This window comes from Undibacterium pigrum (assembly GCF_003201815.1).
GTDB lineage: Bacteria > Pseudomonadota > Gammaproteobacteria > Burkholderiales > Burkholderiaceae_D > Undibacterium > Undibacterium pigrum.
Genome location: NZ_QJKB01000008.1, coordinates 1 through 20,519, shown reverse-complemented (window position 1 = coordinate 20,519; position 20,519 = coordinate 1). Strand labels below are relative to the sequence as shown.

Below are 20,519 nucleotides of genomic sequence, written 5' to 3'. Positions count from 1 at the left end.
AGTCTACTAGCCAAATAGAGGCCATCATGAAACAAACCACCATAGAAGACTTGCAAATCCTGCTGACCATGCAGCGTGCCGCCTTTGCGCAAGAATCCATGCCTGAGCTTGCCGTCCGTCTGGACAGGCTGAATAAACTGCTGGCCATGGCACGCGAGCATGCACTGGACATCGCCGCTGCCATTTCGGCTGATTTTGGCAATCGCTCTGTCCATGAAACCTTCTTGCTGGAACTGGCAACCCTGGAAGAAAAAATCAAATACTGCAAAAAACATTTACCACGCTGGATGAAGCAAAAGCGCTTGTCCAGCAGCCCACAACACTTGTTTGGCAAGAACCGCGTCTTGCCGCAACCGCTGGGCGTGATAGGCATACTCAGTCCATGGAATTATCCTTTCGATTTGTGCATGGGTCCGGCACTGGATGCACTGGCCGCGGGCAATCGCGTCATGCTCAAGCCTTCAGAATTATGTCCGCAACTATCTGCCCTGCTGGCCAGGCTGGTGGCTGAATATTTTGATCCGTCCGTACTGACTGTGGTACAGGGCGATGCCAGCGTGGCCGCCAGTTTCAGCAGCCTGCCATTTGATCACCTGGTGTTCACAGGCTCGACCGAAGTGGGCCGCATAGTAGCGCAGGCGGCGGCCAAGAACCTGACACCGGTGACACTGGAGCTGGGGGGCAAGTCACCAGCCATCATCGATGCCGATGTGGATATTGCCATCGCCGCCAAACGCATTGCCTGGGGCAAGCTCATCAATGCCGGGCAAACCTGTGTTGCCCCTGATTACCTTCTGGTGCCGCAAGAGCAGGAAGCCAGAATAGTCGCCACCATCAGCACGGCCATGCAGGGCCTTTACCCGCGCCTGGCAGACAATAAAGACTACACCAGCATCATCAGCACACGCCAGTGGCAACGCCTGCAAGACTTGCTGGCAGATGCGGCACAGCGTGGTGCCAAACTGCATGTCATCAATCCGGCGGCAGAACAATTTGACCCAGCCCTGAAGAAAATGGCTCCAGTCATCGTCACAGACGTGACGGCAGATATGCGTCTTATGCAGGAAGAAATTTTTGGTCCCATCCTGCCAGTCATGACTTACCAGCGTTTTGATGAGGCAATCAATTACATCAACCAGCGTGCGCGGCCACTGGCTGTCTACTGGTTTGGTAATGACAACGCCCACAGGGAGCAGGTATTGCGCCAGACTATCTCTGGCGGTGTCTGCATCAATGATTGCCTCTTGCATGTGGGCCAGCCACAACTGGCCTTTGGTGGTGTAGGCCCCAGCGGCCAGGGTGCTTATCATGGTGAGGCTGGTTTCAATAGCTTTAGCAAACTCAAACCCATCTTCATGCAATCAAACTGGAATGTCATGGGCTTTGCCTACCCGCCCTATGGCAAGCTGGTGGCGAAAATGCTGAGCATGTTCACACGCTGATGTATCTGTTCTCATGCGTTTGAAAAGACTGAAGCAGGCAGGCTGGATTATCCTTGCCGTCTTGCTGACCACTGTCGTTCTCCTGTACACCAAACTTGACTATATCAAGGGTGGAGCTGAAGCCTATGTATTTGGCTATCCCCTGGTGATGATGGAATTGACGCGCCAGACAGCGTCGCAAAGCATAGGGCCAGAAAATCATTTGCGCCGCGTGCGACAATTTCCTGATGCCAGCTTCAGGGATGTGGTGCGGCCAAATGTCGATACCCTTTACACCACGGCCTTCATCGATATGAAGCAAGGCCCCTGGGTCTTTGAGATGCCAGCCAACCAGCAGCGTTATGAAGTCATGCCGTTCATGGATGCCTGGACAAATGTCTTTGCGGCACCTGGCAGTCGCATGAATGGCAAAAATAACGAAGGTGGCAAATATCTTTTAGTCCCGGCAAACTGGCAAGGCCAGGTGCCACCGGGCCTGCAAGTCTTGCGCGCACCTACGCAAATTGTCTGGCTCATAGGCCGCACACAAACCAATGGTGCAGCAGACTTTGCCCTTGTCCATACTTTGCAGGATGGCCTGCAATTGCGCAGTCTGGCTGACTGGCAAGCCAACAAGCCTGAAGTTCCGCCTGTCTGGCGACCTCAGGCAGAAAAGACCCTGCCACCTATAGTGCAAATGCGGCAAATGGATGTGATGCATTTTTTCAGCAATCTGAGCAAGCTCATGCAGGACAACCCTCCTGCCCCTGCCGATGCGCCCATGCTGGAGAACATGCGTCGCATAGGCATCACGCCCGGCGCAGTAGCAGACTGGTCATGGCTGGACAAAAATTGCATCGCCCTGGGCAGGTGGCTGGCTGACTGGAAGATCGCGCAAGAATTAAAGAAACCGCGTGATGCCGTCAATGGCTGGGTGACTCCACCTGCCAATCTTGGCAATTATGGTACTGACTATAATATCCGCGCCGTCGTGGCCATGATAGGCCTGGGTGCCAACCTGCCTGCTGATGCCATCTACCCCAGCGCCAGTGTCGATAGCCATAAGCGCCCACTGGATGGCAGCAAGCGCTACAGGTTGCACTTCCCGCCAGATCAATTGCCACCGGCCAGGGCATTCTGGTCTGTCACCGCTTATGGGACGGATGATTTTCTCATCGACAACCCCATACAGCGCCATGCCCTCGGCAGCCGCGATGCACTGGCCAAGAATGCAGATGGCTCACTTGATATCTACCTGCAAGCCTCGACACCACCAGACAAATGGCTAGCCAACTGGCTGCCAGTCAAACAAGGCCAGGGGTTTGTATTGAACGCCAGACTCTACTGGCCCATGCCTGCCGCACTGGAAGCTCGCTGGCATATGCCTGCAATCGAGGCTCTTGATTAAAATTTTCCCAAACATCAATACACATACACGTACACACCTATGAGCCTGTCTTCCTTTCTCACCAATATTTACCTGCGCTATCGTTTCAAGCCAGCACCCGGTGCAGCTATCGATGTCGCAAAGGTCAGGGACAAAATCAATCGCATGCTGCGCTATCAGGGGCGTCTGCCAGCAGATATGGTTTTCACTCCGGTGGCGGCAAATGATGGCCTGTGCGCGGCGGCATGGTTCCAGCCTGCCCAACTCGCACAAAGCAGCATGACTATTTTGTACTTTCATGGCGGTGGATACTTCTTTTGCAGCATAGACAGCCACAAACCACTATGTACTTATCTGAGCCGTGTAGCCCAGGCAAAAATCTGCTCTGTCGATTACAGGCTGGCACCAGAGCATGCTTACCCGGCTGCTGTGGATGATGCATTGGCCTGGTATCAGGAACTATTAAAAACCACACCCGCCAGCAAGATTATCGTCGCAGGCGATTCTGCTGGTGGTGGCCTCGCCATGGCCTGTCTGCTGGCGGCACGCAAGGCAGGCTTGCCCATGCCCGCAGCGACAATCCTGTTTTCGCCCTGGGTAGACCTGGCCTGTGAAGGTGCCAGCATGCAAACCCTGGCCCATGCCGATGTCATGTTCACACCAGATAGCCTGCCCAAGGCAGCAGCCATGTATCTGCAAGGAACACCCGCAAAAACTGCGCTGGCCTCACCCTTGTATGCTGATTTGCAAGGCTTGCCGCCGCTGCAAATTTTTGCCAGCCGCCATGAAGTCTTGCTGGATGATGCGACACGCCTGCATCAGGCCGCACTTGATGCAGGCGTCAGCAGCACACTGATATTAGAAAATAACTTGCCCCATGTATGGCCTACTATGGTGAATTTGCCTGAGGCCAGAACAAGCTTGCGGCAGGCGGCAGATTTTATCAGGCACAACAGCCGATAAACTTAGGACTGCAGAAACACTTGTAGGAGCGGCTTCAGCCGCGAAAGCATACAGCTATATGTTCGCGGCTGAAGCCGCTCCTACGGGATGGGGATTTACGGCTCCCCATCAGTGATACAGCGCATGCCTGTCGACAAACACACAATACTCCACGGGCACGGTACGCGCCAGGGGCGTGCTGCCATCTTCGGCTAGTTGACCATACCAGATGGCATAGTGATCTTCCGGCACATCAGGCATGCCATGGTAGCCAACGATGACACCAACATCGCTGCCTACGCGAACGAACTGCCCAAGCACATTGCCGGTTGTCATAAAAGCCTGTTCCTGATAAAGATCAAAGCAGCATTATAGCCACAGGCTGATCTGTACTTTTCATTTGCATTTCCCCCGCTAAAAGACCAGGAATAAATTTATCTGCTGCGATGGTTTATTTTTTCAATACATTAGTGTATTGTTAACCTCAGTTTCAACCTGGTTTCAACTTAGTTTCAACTGAGTTTGAAATTCATGCTCGCGAACCCACACAGCAAGGCCAGCAAATGACAATCACAAGCAAGAATAAAGTTTTCGATATCCTCATCGTTGGCAGTGGCTTTTCTGGCCTGGGCCTGGCGATCACCATGCAAAAAGCAGGCTATGACTGGCATTTGCTGGAGCAGGCAGATACCCTGGGTGGCACCTGGCGCGACAACCATTATCCAGGTGCTGCTTGTGATATCCCGTCCAACCTGTATTCATTTTCTTTCATGCCCAATCCAGACTGGACGCGCCTGTACCCGCCGCAGGCAGAAATCGCCGCCTATATGCAGCGCTGTGCCGATCAGGGTGGCGTGCGGCATGGCATGCAATTCAATGCCAGGGTGGTCAGTGCAAAATGGCTGGAAGATCAGGGCCACTGGCTTATGCAACTGGCAAGCGGAGAAGAAATGCGCGCACGCACTCTGGCGGCAGGCACCGGTGGCCTGAGTCGCCCACAAATGCCAAAAATAGAAAATCTCGATGCCTTTCAGGGTGAGCTGTTTCATTCTGCCCGCTGGCGGCATGAGGTGGACTTGCGTGGTAAACGCGTTGGCGTCATCGGCACGGGGGCCAGTGCCATACAGATCGTGCCTGCAATAGCAGCGCAATGCGGCAGCCTGACTTTATTCCAGCGCACGCCCGCCTGGATCATCCCGCGCAATGATGAGGCAGTTCCAGAAGCCAGGCGTAACAGTTATCGCACCCAGCCCTGGCGGCAGCAACTGAGCCGCAAGCTGACCTACATCAAACTGGAATCACGCATGTATGCCTTCACTCGCGCGCAATGGTTATTGCGCCGGGCGCAAAAACAGGTGGAAAGTTATCTGCGGCACCGCATCAAGGATGAGCCCTTGCGCAAGAAGCTGACACCAAATTACACCATAGGCTGCAAACGTATTTTATTGTCGGATGATTTTTACCCGGCCTTGCAAAAACCGAATGTGCAACTGGTCCCGCATGGCGTGACGCGGGCGACTGCCAATAGCGTCGTCTGCGCTGACGGCAGCGTGCATCAACTGGATGTGCTGATCGCCGCCACCGGCTTCCAGGTGGCAGATGCCGGCGCACCATTTGACATCACCGGGCGCGATGGCCGCGACCTCAACCGGGCATGGATGCAAGGGCCGCAGGCGCACCTGGGCACGGTAGTGCATGGCTTTCCCAACCTGTTCATCATGACCGGACCCAACACCGGGCTGGGCCATAATTCCCAAGTCTACATGATAGAGTCGCAAATCAATTTCGTCCTGGCGGCCCTGCGCGCACTCGACAAGAAACAGGCCAGGGCATTTGATGTCAGGGCTGAGGTGCAGAACAACTACAACCTGGCGGTGCAGGGCAAGCTGGTCGGCAGTGTCTGGAATAGCGGTGGTTGCCATAGCTGGTATCTGGCCGCAGATGGCAGCAACCGTACACTGTGGCCAGACTTCACTTTCCTGTTCCGCCGTCGCCTCAAACAATTTGACTGGGCAGAATTCCATGCCCTGCCCTACATCAGCAAGATCATATGAATTCACTGGATAAAAAACTCGTCGTCATTACAGGTGCAGCATCCGGCATAGGTGAAGCGCTGGCGCATGTCTGTGCTGATGCAGGTGCCTACCTCTTGCTGGCAGATATAGACAGCCAGCGCCTGAAAACCCTGGCAGCAGCATTGACTGCGCAATTCAAGAACACAGGAACAAGCCAGCGCGTTCTCACGCAAAGCTGCGATGTCGCCAGCGAGGCAGACATGCATGCCCTGGCTGCCACGGCCAGTCTGGAGTTCGGCGGAGCCGACATCCTCATCAATAATGCAGGCGTGGCCCTGGTCGCTCCCATACTGAGTGGCAAACTGGTAGATGCACACTGGCTCATGGATATCAATTTCTGGGGTGTTGTCCACGGCTGCCGTGCCTTTGCATCACAGATGCATGCCAGGCCTGATACTGTCATCGTGAATATCTCCAGCATCTTTGCCATGCTGTCGCTGCCTACCCAGTCCATCTACAATGCCAGCAAGGCAGCAGTCAGGGCGTTTTCAGACAGCTTGCGAGAAGAATTGCGCGTGAGTGTGAATAGTGATGACGCTGGCGACAAGCACAGCATCCATGTCCTGTGCGTACACCCCGGCGGCATACGCACCCGCCTGGTTGAACAGGCAAGGCTCGGCGACATCACCGCCATGGCCGCGGATACAGACAGCCTGAACCAGCAATTCAAGCGCATCGCCCGCACCAGCCCTGAACAGGCTGCGATGGCCATCATGCAGGCCGTCAGCAAACGCAAGACGCGCTTGCTGATAGGCGCTGATGCCAGAGTCGGTGATTTTTTCTACCGGCTGTTTCCAGCCAGGGCATCAGCCTGGTTTGCGGGTTTGTTGCGCAGGCAAGGGCGCAATGGGCGTAGTGGGAACTGATGGCTGGGTGGCTATAGACTCCGGCCTGCCGACCTGCTTTGCTAACGGGCTTTCCTGGCTTTCTTGCTTTACTTGCTTTCCCTGCTCCTGATTTTTGATTGCCCGGTACCGTCTTCCATGCCAGGCACCACTGGCCCAGTGTGCAGGTCCCAGCAAGAAATAGATGCAACCAGACCATGTCCCCTGATCCTTGCTGACCAGCACTATCAGGACGGATAAGCCTGCCACTGCCATATTGATGAGATTGCCCGCCATATCAGCGCGTAACTCATTGAGTTGCGACAAGCTCATGGCAAATCTTTCACGCAAGCGCCAGGCATGTTTATGCATGAGGAAGAAAACAAAATTAACTGCAATTATCCCGGCACCGTATATGGTCATCAAGGTCTGGATTTCTGATGCTGAGGTGAAATTGTCTCCGGTACTTTTCCAGATCATGGAGTCAAACAAGCTGACAAACAAAAATTTAAGCGGGTACACATACAGGAGGATGACGAACAGCAAGGCCATGTTCAGGGAAATCATCCACAGATCAGTAATCGGAAAACGCTTGAAAAACTTCCCGTGCTGATACCACATCACCATCAGCAAAGTGAACGCAACACCAAAGGCAATAAAACCATGCATGAGGTGAAACAGTTCATGTGCAGACTTGGGCACTTCCAGTGACACCACCAGCAAAGTCACTGCAAAAGCAAACACGGCATCGCTAAAGCCATCAAGACGGTGCAAGGAAATATAACCATGCTGTTTGTGATCAGTATCAGACAAGATAAGCTCCCAAGATTCAATGAAACCGAGAAGTGTCGATAAAAAAATGCCAATAAAAGTATAACAATGATTATCAAATAAGCAAACGCCCGTGCAAAGCAGACTTTGCACGGGCGTCGCAAATTACTGACAAGCTGCGCTTATTTCTTGCGGGTCTTTCCTGCTTGCTGCTCCTGCACCAGGTAATTGGCAATAATGCTCTTCAGGTATTCACGGATCATGGGTGGGTTGACCGGGCGGCTCAGGGCCTGGTAGCTGCCGACGATGGCGAGGTAGAACAGGGATGCCAGTTCCTGTGATTTTTGGGCGTCGTTTTTGGTCAGGCGCATGTATTTTTCTATGACCATGTCCATGCGCTCCTGGTCTACTTCCACCAGCATCCTGGCGACTTCGGCATCGCGTCTGCCATAACCGCGCAGGGCCAGTTCAAAACGCATGTATTCAAGGTCTTTGCCGCCATGGCGCAAAGCGATGTCGATGAGCCTTTCCAGGTCTTTTTGCGGGTCGGGGTCGATTTCGCTGCGGGCGATGCGGTCTTGTTCGCGCTGGTATTCGCGCCATTGCTTGAGCAAATCACTGACCAGTTCTGCATGGTCGGCAAAATGCCAGTAAAAACTGCCGCGCGTAACGCCCAGCTTGTCTGCCAGCACCAGCACCCTGACATTATCAAAACCACCCTCGACCACTGCCTTGAAAGCAGCATCTAGCCAGTCTTCACGGCTGAGCCTGGGGCCTTCCGAGGTTTTTCTTGTTTTTGGTGCTGCTTTCATGGCTTCCTTTATTCATCTGGCCTGGCGCACTCATGCACCTGCAAAGCCAGCATTTTAAGTCGCCAGCGGCGCGACTACAACAAGCAGACAAAATCAATACACTTGTGTACTTTAGTGCTTGACAAGCGGCAGCGCAGGCCTCTACATTAACAACATCAGTACACATGTGTATTGAAATCAAATGGCTCACAGGCCTATAAAAACGACGGAGATATGCATGGAACAAAAACACAAGACAGTTTTACACGTAGGCCAGGCACTCGGCGGGCTTGCGCTGGCATGCTGCACGATGACGGCAATGGCGGGAGAAGGCTATAAACTCCGGCAATCACCAGTCGGGGTATTTGGCGGTGAAATGGCAGCCTCGCTGGAAAACCCGGGCTTTTTTGGCACCGCTGCGCTGTCGCATACCAATATCTACAAGGTCGTCGATGGCGATGGCAATGACATCAGCCTGCCTGCCCGCAATATCCCCCTGCCTACCGGCACAGTGACCCGCGGTGCAGTGCCAGATGGCACTTATGCGCTGACCATGCCTGCGGCAGCGATACATTTTGAACAGCCGCAAACCCAGATCAATATCCTGGCTGGTTATCTGACACAAAGCACGTATAACGGCGGCCATATTGCCTTTGCGATGAATGTGCCACTGATCAGGCAAAGCCGCAGTTTTACTGCGGTCAGCCCCGAGGGCACGATCAGCCCCACGCCCAACCCTGCCCTGCCAGCAGCCCTGCGTGGTGCAATCGGGGCAGTGGCAGCGGCGGCCAATGCCCAGGTACAGGCTGGTGTCGCCAGCACCCTGGCCAGCCAGAATGCCGATACCTCGGGCATGGGCGACACAGAATTGTCCATGGTCTGGATCAGGCAGCAAGAGCGCCTGAAAATTGCCGCCGGTGTATCCCTGTTTGTACCGACCGGCAATTACAACAAGGACAGGGGGCCTAACCCTGGCTTTGGTAACTTCTATACCTTGCGCCCCGGTGTGGCTGTCAGTTATTCGCTCAACCCTCACCATGGTCCGGAAGTCTGGGATAGCGGCGTCACCATCGCTGGCCGCCTGTCATTTGGCATGAACAGTACCAACAAGGACACCAATTATCGCAGCGGCAATTATGTTTATGCTGAAGCGGGCATCGTCAAGGTCATGGGCAACTGGGCCGTAGGTTCCAACGTACTGGCGATTAACCAGGTGACGGATGACAGCGGTACTGGCGCTGGCGCTGGAACTGCGGCTGGTGGCAATCGTTACAAGACATATGCCGCAGGGCCGTTTATTTCCTATAAGCTGCCAGGCAAGGAGGCAGGTTTTAATCTGCATTACAGCCAAAGCTTTGGCAGCAGCAATGCACTGATGTCACGCACCTTGCAATTGCGTTTCATTAAAGCCTGGTAAAACAAAGCCAGATAAAGAAAAGCGCATGTCCATCAAAACCCTGTTGATGCCTGTGATTACCCAGCATATGCTGGGTCGTTCGCGCCTGCTCAAGCTGCGCGAGCGTGCGCTCAGGGCGAGGTTGCGTAGCGGTGCCGCAAGGCAGCTGCACTATTTTCACCAGGCAGATGATCCGTATAGCGTGCTGGCAGCGCATAGCCTGGCTGGCCTGCAGCAAAAATACCAGCTGCAAATCCTGCCGTATATAGTCAGCCCGCCAGATCAGGCCGCAGCACCAGAGCGTGAAAAACTACAAGCCTACAGCCGCCACGATGCGGGCTTGCTGGCACAGCACTATGCCTTGCCCTGCCCGGATTTTGCACAGCAAGCAGCGCCAGAAAAAACTGCCCTGGCAAACCGCTTGCTGGTGTCTGCCATCCACAATGGGCAATTCATCAATGTCGTGGACAGTATCAGCACAGCTTTGTGGACTGCAACACAGGCACTGACTGAACAGACTGCCAATGCGCATGACATGGTCCCGGCAACAGCAGAACTGACGCTGGCAGAAATGCAGCACGCCGATGAGTTCAGGAAACAGCAAGGCCACTATCTTGGTGCCTGCTTCCTGTATGAAGGTGAATGGTACTGGGGCATAGACAGGCTGTATCACCTGGAACAAAGGTTGCAGAATGAAATGGGTATAGCGCAAGACTATATGTATCCGCCCCCGGCTGACCTGAACCAGCCACTCGATATTGCAACGCCACCAGAGATAGATTTTTTCTTTTCCCTGCGCAGCCCCTATTCTGCCATCGTCGCCGAAAGGGTATTCAGGCTGGGCCAGTTGACAGGTGCCAAAGTCAACTTGCGTTATCTGCTGCCCATGGTCATGCGCGGCCTGCCTGTACCTGCGGATAAAAGAAGCTATATCGCCCTGGATGCGGCACGCGAAGCCCATGTCAGACACATCCCCTTTGGTCGCCTGAATGACCCGGTAGGCCGCCCGACAGAACGCGGCCTGGCCGTCATGCCGCTGGCAGAGCGTCTGGGATGTGGACAGGCCTATGTCTTGTCCTTCATGCGTGGCGTATGGGCCGAAGGTGTAGATGCTGGCAGTGACAGTGGCTTGCGCAAGATTACCGACCGTGCTGGCCTGCCCTGGGATGCAGTGCGCCTGGCCTTGCAGGATCAGGCCTGGCGTGCGACAGCTGAAGCCAACCGGCATGCCATGGCCACTCTCGGCCTGTGGGGTGTGCCGTCATTTTCCTGCGCAGGCACTGCCGTCTGGGGACAGGACAGATTATGGGTCATCGCTGATATCATGAAAAAAATGGCCGCATCTGAAGAACAATTACCTCTGGAAAGCCAGACATGCTGATGAAGCTCCCCCGCCTGCCTGCATATCTGCTGACATTCACTGTCCTGAATGCATTGCTGCCAACTCATGATGTCATTGCGGCAGACACAGCAGCTGCCAGCAAAACATCCAGGCCAAACATCGTGGTCTTGCTGGCAGACGACTGGGGCTTTAGCGATGTCGGTGCCTTTGGCAGTGAAATCGCCACGCCCAACCTGGATGCACTGGCGCAGCAAGGTACGCGTTTTTCCAATTTCCATGTCACTGCATCTTGCTCACCCACCCGTTCCATGCTGCTGACCGGCGTCGATAATCACCGCAATGGCGTGGGCAATATGCGCGAAACCATACCGCAAGAACATAAAGGCAAACCCGGTTACCTGAGTGTCTTGAACGAGCGTGTCGTGACCATCGCCAGCCTGCTGAAAGATACTGGATACCGCACCTATGTCGCAGGCAAATGGCATGTAGGCAAGGAGCCGCATAATCTGCCCGACAAGCGCGGCTTTGATCGCTCCATCATCCAGGGCGACAGTGGTTCGGACAACTGGGAAACCGGCAAGCGCTATCTTGACCTGACCGACAAGGTCTACTGGTTTGAAGATGGCAAGGAAGCCGTCATGTCCAGGGAATTTTATTCCTCAGAATATTATGTAGACCGGATGATCAATTACATCCAGAGTGATAACAGTACATCGGACAAATCCATTGAAAAATCTAGGCAGCCCTTCTTTGCCTATGTCGCCTTCCAGGCCAATCACATTCCAGTACAGGCCCCGCGCTCTTTCATCGACAAATACAAAGGCAGGTATAAAGATGGCTGGACTGCCCTGCGCCAGGCCAGGCGTGACCGAGCAATTGCCCTCGGCCTGCTGCCCAAAGATACGCCCATGGTCACCATGTCCACCACCAAAGACTGGGAGGCACTGACGCCCGCCGAGCAAGCCTACCAGGCCAGGCGCATGGAAGTGTATGCAGGCATGGCAGAAGCCATGGACTACCACGTAGGCCGCCTGATTACAGCATTGAAGCAAAGCGGCCAGTATGACAATACCATCTTCATGTTCATGTCAGACAATGGGGCAGAAGCATCCGACCCCTATGCCATGCTCAGCGCACGCCTGTGGCTGGATATGCACTACAACAGCGATATCGACAAACTGGGCGACAAGGGTGCCTACAGCATCATAGGCCCAGGCTGGAGCAGTGCTGCGGCCTCGCCTTTGAGTACCTATAAATTCTATGCAGGTGAAGGTGGCATACGCGTACCGTTGATCATCGCTGGCAAGGGCATGCAGCAAAACCGCATCCACCAGAGCTTTACCCACATCAGCGATATCGCACCGACGATACTGGAACTGGCGAACACAGCCAGACCAAATGGCAGCTACCAGGGCAAGCCGGTGGAAACCATGCACGGCAGCAGCCTTATCCCGGTGTTATTTGATGGCAAGGACAGGGTACATCCTGCCGATGAAAACATAGGCTATGAATTGTCTGGCAACCAGGCCTTGTTCAGGGGCGATTACAAACTCGTGAAAAACCTGCCACCTGTTGGTGATGGCCGCTGGCATTTATATGATATCCAGCTAGACCCCGGTGAAACCCGCGACTTGCAAAGCAGCCTGCCTGAAGTGTTTACCAGCATGCAGACTGCCTATGCGCAATACGCAAAAGACAATGGCGTATTGCCCATGCCTGATGGCTATGAACCCAGCCAGCAAATTTTCACCAATGCCATGGTGCATGTGTATATCCCGCGCTTCAAATATCCTGCCATATTGCTCTTGCTGGCCCTGGTCACAGCGGTTTATCTGGTGAAGCGTCGGCGGCGTCTATCAATGAACAAGGTCAAGCCATGAAAAGCCAGCGTTTTTTTATCATCACACTGGCTATCCTGCTCTTGCTGGTTTTGGGCCTGTACTTGCTGCGCACGCCCATCAGCCTGGCGATAGCCGAGAGGATGATAGCCCAGCGCCTGAGCGCCAATCCGCTGGCAGAATTGCCTGATGGCTTGCATGTGGGCGTATGCGGTGCGGGCTCCCCTTTCCCAGACGATAAACGTTCCGGCCCCTGTACCCTGGTGATTGCCGGACAACGTCAGTTCATCTTTGACCTGGGCAGCGGCACGGTACGCAATCTGGGCAAGATGGGTTTTAGTGCTGGGCAAATTGATGCAGTATTCATTACCCATTTTCATTCTGACCATATCGATGGCATGGGTGAATTTTTATTGCAGCGCTGGGTATCTGCCAGCAACCAGAACCCGGTTCCAGTCTATGGCCCCACCGGTCTTGAGACTGTGGTACAGGGCATCATACAAGCCTATAAACTGGACCAGGGCTACCGTGTAGCCCATCATGGTGAAGCCACCATGCCGCCTGGTGGTTTTGGTGGTGTGGTCAAAAGTTTTACGCCACTGGCGCAAGGCAGCCTGACACTGCTCAAGGATGCCGATCTGGAAATCGCCGCCTTCACGGTTGAACATGGCCCCATCCACCCTGCCGTTGGCTACCGCATCAACTACAAGGGCCGCAGCCTGCTCATCAGTGGTGACACTGTCAAATCAGCGGTTGTGCAAGCCCAGGCCAGGGATGTGGATTTGCTGCTGCATGAAGCACTGTCCATCCCGCTCACCAAGTTGCTGGAAAAGGCTGCTGACAAGGCGGGCAAGGCCCATCTGAAAAAAATCTTCAATGACATCACCAATTATCACACCACACCTGAACAAGCCGCTGAAATTGCGCGAGATGCCAAAGTGGGTGCATTGCTATTGAACCATATCGCCCCACCCTTGCCCCTGCCAGGGATGGAAGCAGCTTTTCTGGGGGATGCTGGCAATATCTATCAAGGCAAAATCAGGGTTGGTGTTGATGGCGATTTTGTCAGCATGCCCGTGAATAGCAAACAGATTGTTTTCAGCAAACGCTTCTAATCGTTTTCATCACTGAGGTTCAGCATGTCAGCACTACCTGTCGTAGAAAAATTCTTGCGCACCCCCGAGCACAGATTTTCCCATATCACTGACTTCCCTTACCAGCCACGTTATAGCGAGATAGGTGGCCTGCGCATCGCCTGCATAGATGAAGGCCCGCGTGATGCCACGCCCATCCTGCTCATGCATGGCGAGCCAACCTGGTCTTATTTATACCGCAAGATGATCCCGGTCTTGCTGGCAGCGGGCTTTCGCGTCATTGCGCCCGACCTGGTTGGCTTTGGCCGTTCGGACAAGCCGGCAAACAGGAAAGATTATTCCTACCTCAATCATGTGTCGTGGATGAAAGCCTGGCTGCTTGCCAATGACTTGCGCGGCCTGACCCTGTTTTGCCAGGACTGGGGTTCTCTCATCGGCCTGCGCATGGCAGCAGAAGAACCCGAGCGTTTTGCGCGCATCGTACTGGCCAATGGTGCCCTGCCTACCGGTACGATGACCGTACCCAAGGCATTTAAAATCTGGCGGGCATTTTCACGTTACAGCCCCTGGTTCCCCATAGGCCGTATCGTCAAAAGTGGTTGTGTGCATGGTTTAAGCAAGGCAGAAATCGCCGCCTATGATGCGCCCTTCCCTGATCGCACCTACCGCATCGCTGCCCGTCTCTTCCCCGGCTTTGTACCAACCACGCCAGATGACCCTGAACGGCAACGCAATGAGCACGCATGGGATGTATTCAAACGCTGGGACAAACCCTTCCTGACCCTGTTCAGCAACCGCGACCCGGTCACTCGCGGCGGCTACAAAGCCTGGATGGACCTGGTGCCCGGCGCACAAGGCCAGCCGCATGCGATTACCCGCAATGCCGGACATTTTTTACAGGAAGACAAAGGCGAAGAAGTCGCAGCGGCGATAGTCAGGTTTGTGCAACAGACTGGCGGTTAGTGGCTTCTACTGCTGCGCATGCAGGTCCGCCAGTTCTTTGAACCTGCCTATCACAAACTGCGCCACTGGCGAATGGCTGCGGCCCCGCAAAGAAACGATGCCCAATTCTGAATGCATGGTCGGTATGCCCTCTATCACCAGCGGCACAATTTGCCCGCGCTGGATTTCATCTGCCACGGCAGCATTGATGGCGGCCAGTATGGTGTCAGATTCCAGGGCTGCACGTTTGAGTGTCAGCACATCATCGCATTCCAGCGCGATGGGCAAGCTGGCATTGGCAGGCAAACCCAGCAATTGCGCCAGGGCCTTGCGTATGGCTTGCGGCAAGCGTACCGATGCCAGGCCATATTGCAAAATATCGGCAGGCAGCCTGCGCGACTTGCTCAATAAAGGATGATGAGCGCGCACAAAAAAGCCACCGCGCTGGCGTGCCAGCAAGTTGATGTCCAGGTCCTGGCCGGGCGGGAGGTCACGGGTATCTGCCACAAAGAAATCCAGTTCTTCATTGCGCAAATGTTCTGCCAGATATTCCCAGTTATTGACTTCGACACGCAAGTTGACACCCGCAAAGTGCTGCCGCAATTCAGGCATCAGCATGGGTAACAGTGTCGCCGCAGGAAAAGGCCCCACGCCTATGGCCAGGTCACCTATCTGCTTGCTGCGGTACAACTCTATATCTCTTTGCAGGCAGCGGCTGTCAAACAAAAGCTTGCGGGCGCGTTCTATGAAAAAATTACCGGCAGGGGTCGCCGTCACCTCTGTCGTGCCACGGTCAAACAATTGCACACCCAGCTCGGTTTCCGCCGCCTGTATGCTGCGACTCAGGGCAGATTGCGACAAATGCACGCGCTCTGCCGCCCGGGCAAAGTTCTTTTCATCTGCCACGGCAACGACGTGCCTCAGACGTTTCAATTCCACGGTATCCCTTCCTGCCATTAAAGCATGTAAAAACCACCACAAACCCATGCATTGACTGCATTGATTCTAGCCCAAGAATGCATTGGACACCAAAAAATTAGCCTCATACACTCAAATAGGACTGACGCAAAATTGTCCCAGCAAGACGCAGCGACGAAGACAGTACTTTAGTACGGCTAGGCGCTGCAACGCAGCTGGGGCGGTTTTGCGTCAGTCCTATAAATCAGGAGACAAAGACATGCCGGATATCAAACAATTCGACTACATCGTCGTAGGCAGTGGCTCAGCCGGTTGCGTACTCGCAGCCCGGCTGACGGAAGATCCCGGCATCAGCCTGGCCTTGCTGGAAGCAGGCGGCCCGGACAAGAGCGTGCTAATCCATGCGCCTGCAGGCGTGGCCGCCATCGTACCGACCAAATACCATAATTATGGCTACCAGACCGTGCCCCAGGCTGGCTTGAATGGCCGCTGCGGCTATCAGCCACGTGGCAAGACCCTGGGTGGCTCCAGCTCCATCAATGCCATGCTTTACGTACGTGGCCACCGTTGGGATTATGACCACTGGGCTGCACTGGGCAATACAGGCTGGGCCTATGATGAAGTGCTGCCCTACTTCAAACGCGCCGAACATAATGAAGATATACAAAATAGCTACCACGGCCAGGGCGGCCCGCTGAATGTCTGCTACCCGCGCCATCAGAGCGAGATCAATCACCTGTTCATCCAGGCTGCTGGCGAATGCGGTTTACCTCACACGCCTGACTACAATGGTGAGCAGCAGGAAGGTGCTTTCTTCTACCAGGTCACCCATAAAAATGGCGAACGATGCAGTGCTGCCAAGGCTTATTTGACACCGAATCTGTCCAGATCCAATCTGCAAGTCATCACTCATGCCGTCGCTGCCCGCATCCTGTTTGAGGGTAAGCGCGCTGTCGGTATCGAATACCATCAGGCTGGCGAGCTGAAACAAATACGCGCCCGCCGCGAAGTCATCTTGTCTGGCGGTGCCTTTGGTTCACCTCAGTTACTGCTCTTGTCCGGCATAGGCCAGGCCAGTGAATTGCAAAAGCTGGACATCAAGCCCGTACATGATTTGCCGGGAGTAGGCAAGAACTTGCAAGACCATATCGACTATGTACAAAGCTGGCGCAGCAAAGGCAGCGCCGCCAAAAACGCCACCTTTGGCCTGTCGCTGACAGGCATGACAAAAATGAGCAAGGCCATGTGGGAGTGGCGGCAACACCGCACAGGCATGGTCACCAGCACCTATGCCGAGGCCGGTGCGTTTCTGCGATCCGACCCCAGCCTGACTGTGCCTGACCTGCAAATCGTCTTCGTCATTGCCCTGGTTGATGACCATGCACGCAAACCGCATCTAGGTCATGGCATCTCCAGCCACATCGATGTTTTGCGACCACACAGTCATGGCACGGTCAGCCTGGCCAGCAAGGACCCGCATGCAGCCCCCGTCATAGACCCGCGCTTTTTGAGCGACGAGCGCGATCTCGATTTACTGGTGCGCGGCGCGCAATTCCAGCATAAGCTATTTGCATCCAGCGTATTCGATCACATGCGCGGCGACATGCTCTACCCCACCAGGGCAGATGATGTGGCAGGCTTGCAGCAAGACATCAGGCAAAGGGCAGATACCCAGTACCACCCGGTAGGCACGTGCAAGATGGGCCAGACCACAGACGCCATGGCAGTCGTCGATGAGCGTTTGCGCGTCATCGGCATGCAAGGCTTGCGCGTGGTCGATGCCTCCATCATGCCCACACTGATAGGTGGCAATACCAATGCACCGACTATCATGATTGCAGAAAAAGCAGTCGACATGATCAAAGCCGATAACGTATAAAAACCGGAGACGATATGAAAACACCTCAACACCTGCACCTGAAAAAAACTCTTGTACTGACTATGGCCACCATGCTGCTGGCCGCCTGTAGCCAGAAACCTGCCACCACTGCCATGGGCGATGCAACCGCCACTACCGTCAAGGCCAATGCCGACATGGCACAAGGCCTGGCACTGGATGACCAGCAGGATTTTGAAGATGCCAGGCGTGGGCTCATCGCCAAACCGGAAGGCAAAATTCTGGGTCCATCAGGTGAAGTGTTGATCGATTTCGATGCCTGGAAATTCATAGAAGGCGCAGCCCCGCCCACCGTCAACCCCAGCCTGTGGCGGCATGCCAAACTGAATGCGCAAATCGGCTTGTTCAAAGTCACCGATGGCATTTATCAGTTGCGTGGTTTTGATATCGCCAACATGACCATCATAGAAGGCAAGACAGGCTGGATCATCGTTGACCCGCTGACAGCCAAGGAAAGCGCTGCCAGCGCCATTGCCTTTGCCCGCAAGCACCTGGGTGACAAGCCTGTTGTCGCTGTGGTTTTCACCCACAGCCATGCTGACCATTTTGGCGGTGCACTCGGTGTCATCACACCAGAAGAAGTGGCAAGCAAAAAAATCCCCGTCATCGCCCCCGATGGTTTCATGGAAGAAGCCACCAGCGAAAACATCCTGGTAGGTACAGCCATGGCCAGGCGCTCTGGCTACCAGTTTGGCAAAGACCTTGAGCGTTCACCCAAGGGCCTGGTCGACACCGGCCTGGGCAAAGGCGTCGCCTATGGCAGCATAGGCGTGCTGGAACCCAACCAGCTCATCATCAAGGAAACTCAGGAGCTGACGCTGGATGGCATCAACTTTGTCTTCCACAATGTGCCAGGTGCAGAAGCGCCATCAGAACTGACCTTCAGCATCCCCGATAAAAAAGCCTATGCCGGCGCCGAGATACTCGCGCAAACCATGCACAATCTCTTGCCAGTGCGCGGTGCCAAAGCCCGCGATGCCCAGCGCTGGGGCAGCTACCTCGAACAGGCACTGGCGCAAAGTGCCGATGCCGAAGTCTATTTTGGCCAGCACAACTGGCCAGTCTGGGGCAAACCACGCATTGCAGAATTCATCACCAAGCAGCGCGATGTTTACAAATACACCCATGACCAGACCGTGCGCCTCATCAATGCCGGTTATACACCTTATGAAATCGCCGACAAGATCAAACTGCCCAAATCACTGGAAAACTATTTCGGCGCACGCGGCTACTACGGCGACCTGCGCCATAATGTCAAAGCCGTTTACCAGTTTTATCTCGGCGCTTATGACGGCAACCCCGCTAACCTGAATCGCCTGCCACCACAGGAATCTGCCAAGCATTATGTAGAATTGCTGGGCGGCGCAGACAAGGCCATCGCCGCCGCACAAAGCTCTTTCGACAAAGGCGATTATCGCTGGACCGCAGAGCTGCTGAACCACGTCGTTTTTGCCGACAGCAAAAACAAGAATGCCAAGGAATTACTGGCCCGCACCTATGAACAAATGGGCTACGCAGCAGAAGCATCCACCTGGCGCAACAGCTACCTGACCGCCGCCAATGAACTGCGCAACGGCCCGCCCGCCAAAGGCGTCAACCGCGCCGCCATGATAGAAATGCTGGCCCAAACCCCGATAGACCGCTTCCTCGAAGCCATGGCCGCCGGCCTCAACGGCCCGGATGCCGAAGGCAAAGACTACAAGCTCAATCTTGTCCTGACCGACACCAAAGAATCCTACGTACTATGGATAGAAAACGCGGTACTGCATCACAAGAAAGCTGAACCAGTCAAAGATGCGAATGCCACACTGACGCTGACCAAGCCTATCTTCATCAAGATGATGGCAGGGACGGCAGGCGTTAAAGATACTTTGTTCAGTGATGACTTGAAGGTCGATGGCAGCAAAATAGATCTCGTGCGCTTCTTTGGACTGATCGACAAGGCGCCGGGGACGTTTGCGATTGTGACGAAGTAGTTGCTTTCTCTCTACTTAAAAGCTGAGTTTCAGGTAACATCTGCAATGAGTTCTGTGGTCAGTTGGATGTAATATAAGGTGCGACTACACAGATCTGATCGCACCTATGCGGCCTGCTATAAGTCAACATGCGTACGATTACGCTATGCTAATCGTACCTACTCAGGCTCAATCGCTTTGATATAGAATTCGGTGAACGCATCAAGCCTCACCAATAGTTCCGGGAGAACTTACACAGTTATTTTTACAGGCTCATAGAGCTGAAAAACTATATGACACCTATGAGCAAGCAAAAGAGGAATTTGAAATTAGCACTCTTTAAAAAAATCGACAACGGGTCGAATCATTCATGAATAAAAATATCAAGTTTTCTGTTGCCGTAACAGCCTTTGGAATCGCTCAGTATGCTCAAGCGAGTAATATGTCAGGAGCTTTTACTATAGCATTCGGTATTCCGATAATGGTTGTGGCTTTATTCATTTACGGCATTCTAGCAGCCGCTGGGAAGCTTTATGACTGGCTCGTTATCGCTGCCATAGGGCTCTTTATTCCATTAGCATTGTTCGGTGTATTTATGGTCAAAGATGCCTGGTCCCTCATAGGCAGAGGGGACTCTAACTTTGCGTGGGGCTACTACTTGCTCTGCATATTGGTCTTTCTCTGCTTCTTGAAAATTCTCAAAAATCAAAATAAAGAGAGTTAATATTAAAAAAGAATTTACTGCCATTACCATTGCATCGATTGTGACGCCTACACCAATTTTTATTTTTTGAGCGAAGAACATGATTAGCCAATGAAAGAAGAAGCTCGCGTAGATACTGTTATCCCAGTCAAGCGAAATGCAAGCTAGCATCGAATGGTTTTCCGGATTTCAAAACCCCAAAAGCGACATGTATCAACTTTCT

17 protein-coding genes are annotated in these 20,519 nt (G+C 54.0%); 13 read left to right on the top strand and 4 right to left on the bottom strand.

The window, feature by feature from the left end:
• Positions 1 to 26 precede the first annotated feature (26 nt).
• The 3 genes from DFR42_RS20615 to DFR42_RS20605 are packed head-to-tail and all read left to right on the top strand — an operon-like array spanning position 27 to position 3,771.
• Complete coding sequence (locus DFR42_RS20615) at positions 27 to 1,442, top strand: coniferyl aldehyde dehydrogenase (protein WP_110256932.1); 1,416 nt, start codon at positions 27 to 29, stop codon at positions 1,440 to 1,442.
• A gap of 13 nt (positions 1,443 to 1,455) precedes the next feature.
• The gene (locus DFR42_RS20610) at positions 1,456 to 2,829 is read left to right on the top strand and encodes a DUF1254 domain-containing protein (RefSeq protein ID WP_110256931.1); all 1,374 of its coding nucleotides are present in this window, start codon (positions 1,456 to 1,458) and stop codon (positions 2,827 to 2,829) included.
• Between the two features lie 39 nt (positions 2,830 to 2,868).
• Positions 2,869 to 3,771, top strand: a complete 903-nt coding sequence (locus DFR42_RS20605; RefSeq protein WP_110256930.1) for an alpha/beta hydrolase — start codon at positions 2,869 to 2,871, stop codon at positions 3,769 to 3,771.
• Between the two features lie 108 nt (positions 3,772 to 3,879).
• Here DFR42_RS20605 and DFR42_RS20600 read toward each other — a convergent pair whose 3' ends face one another.
• Positions 3,880 to 4,086: a hypothetical protein gene (locus DFR42_RS20600; RefSeq protein WP_110256929.1), complete on the bottom strand. Its 207-nt coding sequence runs from the start codon at positions 4,084 to 4,086 to the stop codon at positions 3,880 to 3,882.
• Between the two features lie 227 nt (positions 4,087 to 4,313).
• Between DFR42_RS20600 and DFR42_RS20595 the strand changes: the two genes are divergently transcribed.
• Positions 4,314 to 5,804, top strand: coding sequence for a flavin-containing monooxygenase (locus DFR42_RS20595; RefSeq protein WP_110256928.1), 1,491 nt, complete (start codon positions 4,314 to 4,316; stop codon positions 5,802 to 5,804).
• Positions 5,801 to 6,691 carry an SDR family NAD(P)-dependent oxidoreductase gene (locus DFR42_RS20590; protein WP_110256927.1) on the top strand — a complete coding sequence of 297 codons (891 nt, stop codon included), beginning with the start codon at positions 5,801 to 5,803 and terminating at the stop codon, positions 6,689 to 6,691. The genes DFR42_RS20595 and DFR42_RS20590 overlap by 4 nt, the downstream gene beginning before the upstream one ends.
• Here the strand turns inward: DFR42_RS20590 and DFR42_RS20585 are convergent.
• On the bottom strand, positions 6,632 to 7,462 hold the full coding sequence (locus DFR42_RS20585; protein WP_170133606.1) for a TMEM175 family protein: 831 nt from the start codon (positions 7,460 to 7,462) through the stop codon (positions 6,632 to 6,634). The two genes, DFR42_RS20590 and DFR42_RS20585, sit on opposite strands and share 60 nt — an antisense overlap.
• A gap of 140 nt (positions 7,463 to 7,602) precedes the next feature.
• Positions 7,603 to 8,232, bottom strand: a complete 630-nt coding sequence (locus tag DFR42_RS20580; RefSeq protein ID WP_110256925.1) for a TetR/AcrR family transcriptional regulator — start codon at positions 8,230 to 8,232, stop codon at positions 7,603 to 7,605.
• A gap of 217 nt (positions 8,233 to 8,449) precedes the next feature.
• On the opposite strand from DFR42_RS20580, the gene DFR42_RS20575 reads away from it, so the two are divergent.
• Genes DFR42_RS20575 through DFR42_RS20555 form a run of 5 tightly spaced genes read left to right on the top strand, consistent with a single transcriptional unit; the run spans position 8,450 to position 14,844 of the window.
• Entirely contained in the window at positions 8,450 to 9,628 is a 1,179-nt protein-coding gene (locus DFR42_RS20575; protein WP_170133605.1) for a SphA family protein, read from the top strand.
• A gap of 25 nt (positions 9,629 to 9,653) precedes the next feature.
• Entirely contained in the window at positions 9,654 to 10,988 is a 1,335-nt protein-coding gene (locus tag DFR42_RS20570) for a DsbA family protein (protein ID WP_110256923.1), read from the top strand.
• On the top strand, positions 10,982 to 12,829 hold the full coding sequence (locus DFR42_RS20565) for an arylsulfatase (RefSeq protein WP_211324375.1): 1,848 nt from the start codon (positions 10,982 to 10,984) through the stop codon (positions 12,827 to 12,829). The genes DFR42_RS20570 and DFR42_RS20565 overlap by 7 nt, the downstream gene beginning before the upstream one ends.
• Positions 12,826 to 13,902: an MBL fold metallo-hydrolase gene (locus tag DFR42_RS20560; protein WP_110256922.1), complete on the top strand. Its 1,077-nt coding sequence runs from the start codon at positions 12,826 to 12,828 to the stop codon at positions 13,900 to 13,902. Before DFR42_RS20565 ends, DFR42_RS20560 begins: the two co-directional genes overlap by 4 nt.
• 24 nt (positions 13,903 to 13,926) lie before the next feature.
• Positions 13,927 to 14,844 (top strand): haloalkane dehalogenase, encoded by a 918-nt coding sequence (locus DFR42_RS20555; protein WP_110256921.1) that lies wholly within the window; start codon positions 13,927 to 13,929, stop codon positions 14,842 to 14,844.
• 6 nt (positions 14,845 to 14,850) lie between these two features.
• On the opposite strand, the gene DFR42_RS20550 is transcribed toward DFR42_RS20555, so the two are convergent.
• Positions 14,851 to 15,762, bottom strand: coding sequence for a LysR family transcriptional regulator (locus DFR42_RS20550; RefSeq protein WP_110257116.1), 912 nt, complete (start codon positions 15,760 to 15,762; stop codon positions 14,851 to 14,853).
• 238 nt (positions 15,763 to 16,000) lie between these two features.
• On the opposite strand from DFR42_RS20550, the gene DFR42_RS20545 reads away from it, so the two are divergent.
• The 3 genes from DFR42_RS20545 (at position 16,001) to DFR42_RS20535 (ending at position 20,317) form a co-directional block, all read left to right on the top strand.
• Complete coding sequence (locus DFR42_RS20545; protein ID WP_110256920.1) at positions 16,001 to 17,620, top strand: GMC family oxidoreductase; 1,620 nt, start codon at positions 16,001 to 16,003, stop codon at positions 17,618 to 17,620.
• A 14-nt stretch (positions 17,621 to 17,634) separates the two neighbouring features.
• Entirely contained in the window at positions 17,635 to 19,614 is a 1,980-nt protein-coding gene (locus DFR42_RS20540; RefSeq protein ID WP_245937032.1) for an alkyl/aryl-sulfatase, read from the top strand.
• Between the two features lie 349 nt (positions 19,615 to 19,963).
• Complete coding sequence (locus DFR42_RS20535) at positions 19,964 to 20,317, top strand: hypothetical protein (protein ID WP_110256919.1); 354 nt, start codon at positions 19,964 to 19,966, stop codon at positions 20,315 to 20,317.
• Positions 20,318 to 20,519 lie beyond the last annotated feature (202 nt).

Bases quoted from the DNA above. Each gene is read 5' to 3' on its own strand.
- DFR42_RS20615 (WP_110256932.1), top strand. From the start codon at position 27: ATGAAACAAACCACCATAGAAGACTTGCAAATCCTGCTGACCATGCAG.
- DFR42_RS20610 (WP_110256931.1), top strand. From the start codon at position 1,456: ATGCGTTTGAAAAGACTGAAGCAGGCAGGCTGGATTATCCTTGCCGTC.
- DFR42_RS20605 (WP_110256930.1), top strand. From the start codon at position 2,869: ATGAGCCTGTCTTCCTTTCTCACCAATATTTACCTGCGCTATCGTTTC.
- DFR42_RS20600 (WP_110256929.1), bottom strand. From the start codon at position 4,086: ATGACAACCGGCAATGTGCTTGGGCAGTTCGTTCGCGTAGGCAGCGAT.
- DFR42_RS20595 (WP_110256928.1), top strand. From the start codon at position 4,314: ATGACAATCACAAGCAAGAATAAAGTTTTCGATATCCTCATCGTTGGC.
- DFR42_RS20590 (WP_110256927.1), top strand. From the start codon at position 5,801: ATGAATTCACTGGATAAAAAACTCGTCGTCATTACAGGTGCAGCATCC.
- DFR42_RS20580 (WP_110256925.1), bottom strand. From the start codon at position 8,232: ATGAAAGCAGCACCAAAAACAAGAAAAACCTCGGAAGGCCCCAGGCTC.
- DFR42_RS20575 (WP_170133605.1), top strand. From the start codon at position 8,450: ATGGAACAAAAACACAAGACAGTTTTACACGTAGGCCAGGCACTCGGC.
- DFR42_RS20570 (WP_110256923.1), top strand. From the start codon at position 9,654: ATGTCCATCAAAACCCTGTTGATGCCTGTGATTACCCAGCATATGCTG.
- DFR42_RS20565 (WP_211324375.1), top strand. From the start codon at position 10,982: ATGCTGATGAAGCTCCCCCGCCTGCCTGCATATCTGCTGACATTCACT.
- DFR42_RS20560 (WP_110256922.1), top strand. From the start codon at position 12,826: ATGAAAAGCCAGCGTTTTTTTATCATCACACTGGCTATCCTGCTCTTG.
- DFR42_RS20555 (WP_110256921.1), top strand. From the start codon at position 13,927: ATGTCAGCACTACCTGTCGTAGAAAAATTCTTGCGCACCCCCGAGCAC.
- DFR42_RS20545 (WP_110256920.1), top strand. From the start codon at position 16,001: ATGCCGGATATCAAACAATTCGACTACATCGTCGTAGGCAGTGGCTCA.
- DFR42_RS20540 (WP_245937032.1), top strand. From the start codon at position 17,635: ATGAAAACACCTCAACACCTGCACCTGAAAAAAACTCTTGTACTGACT.
- DFR42_RS20535 (WP_110256919.1), top strand. From the start codon at position 19,964: ATGAATAAAAATATCAAGTTTTCTGTTGCCGTAACAGCCTTTGGAATC.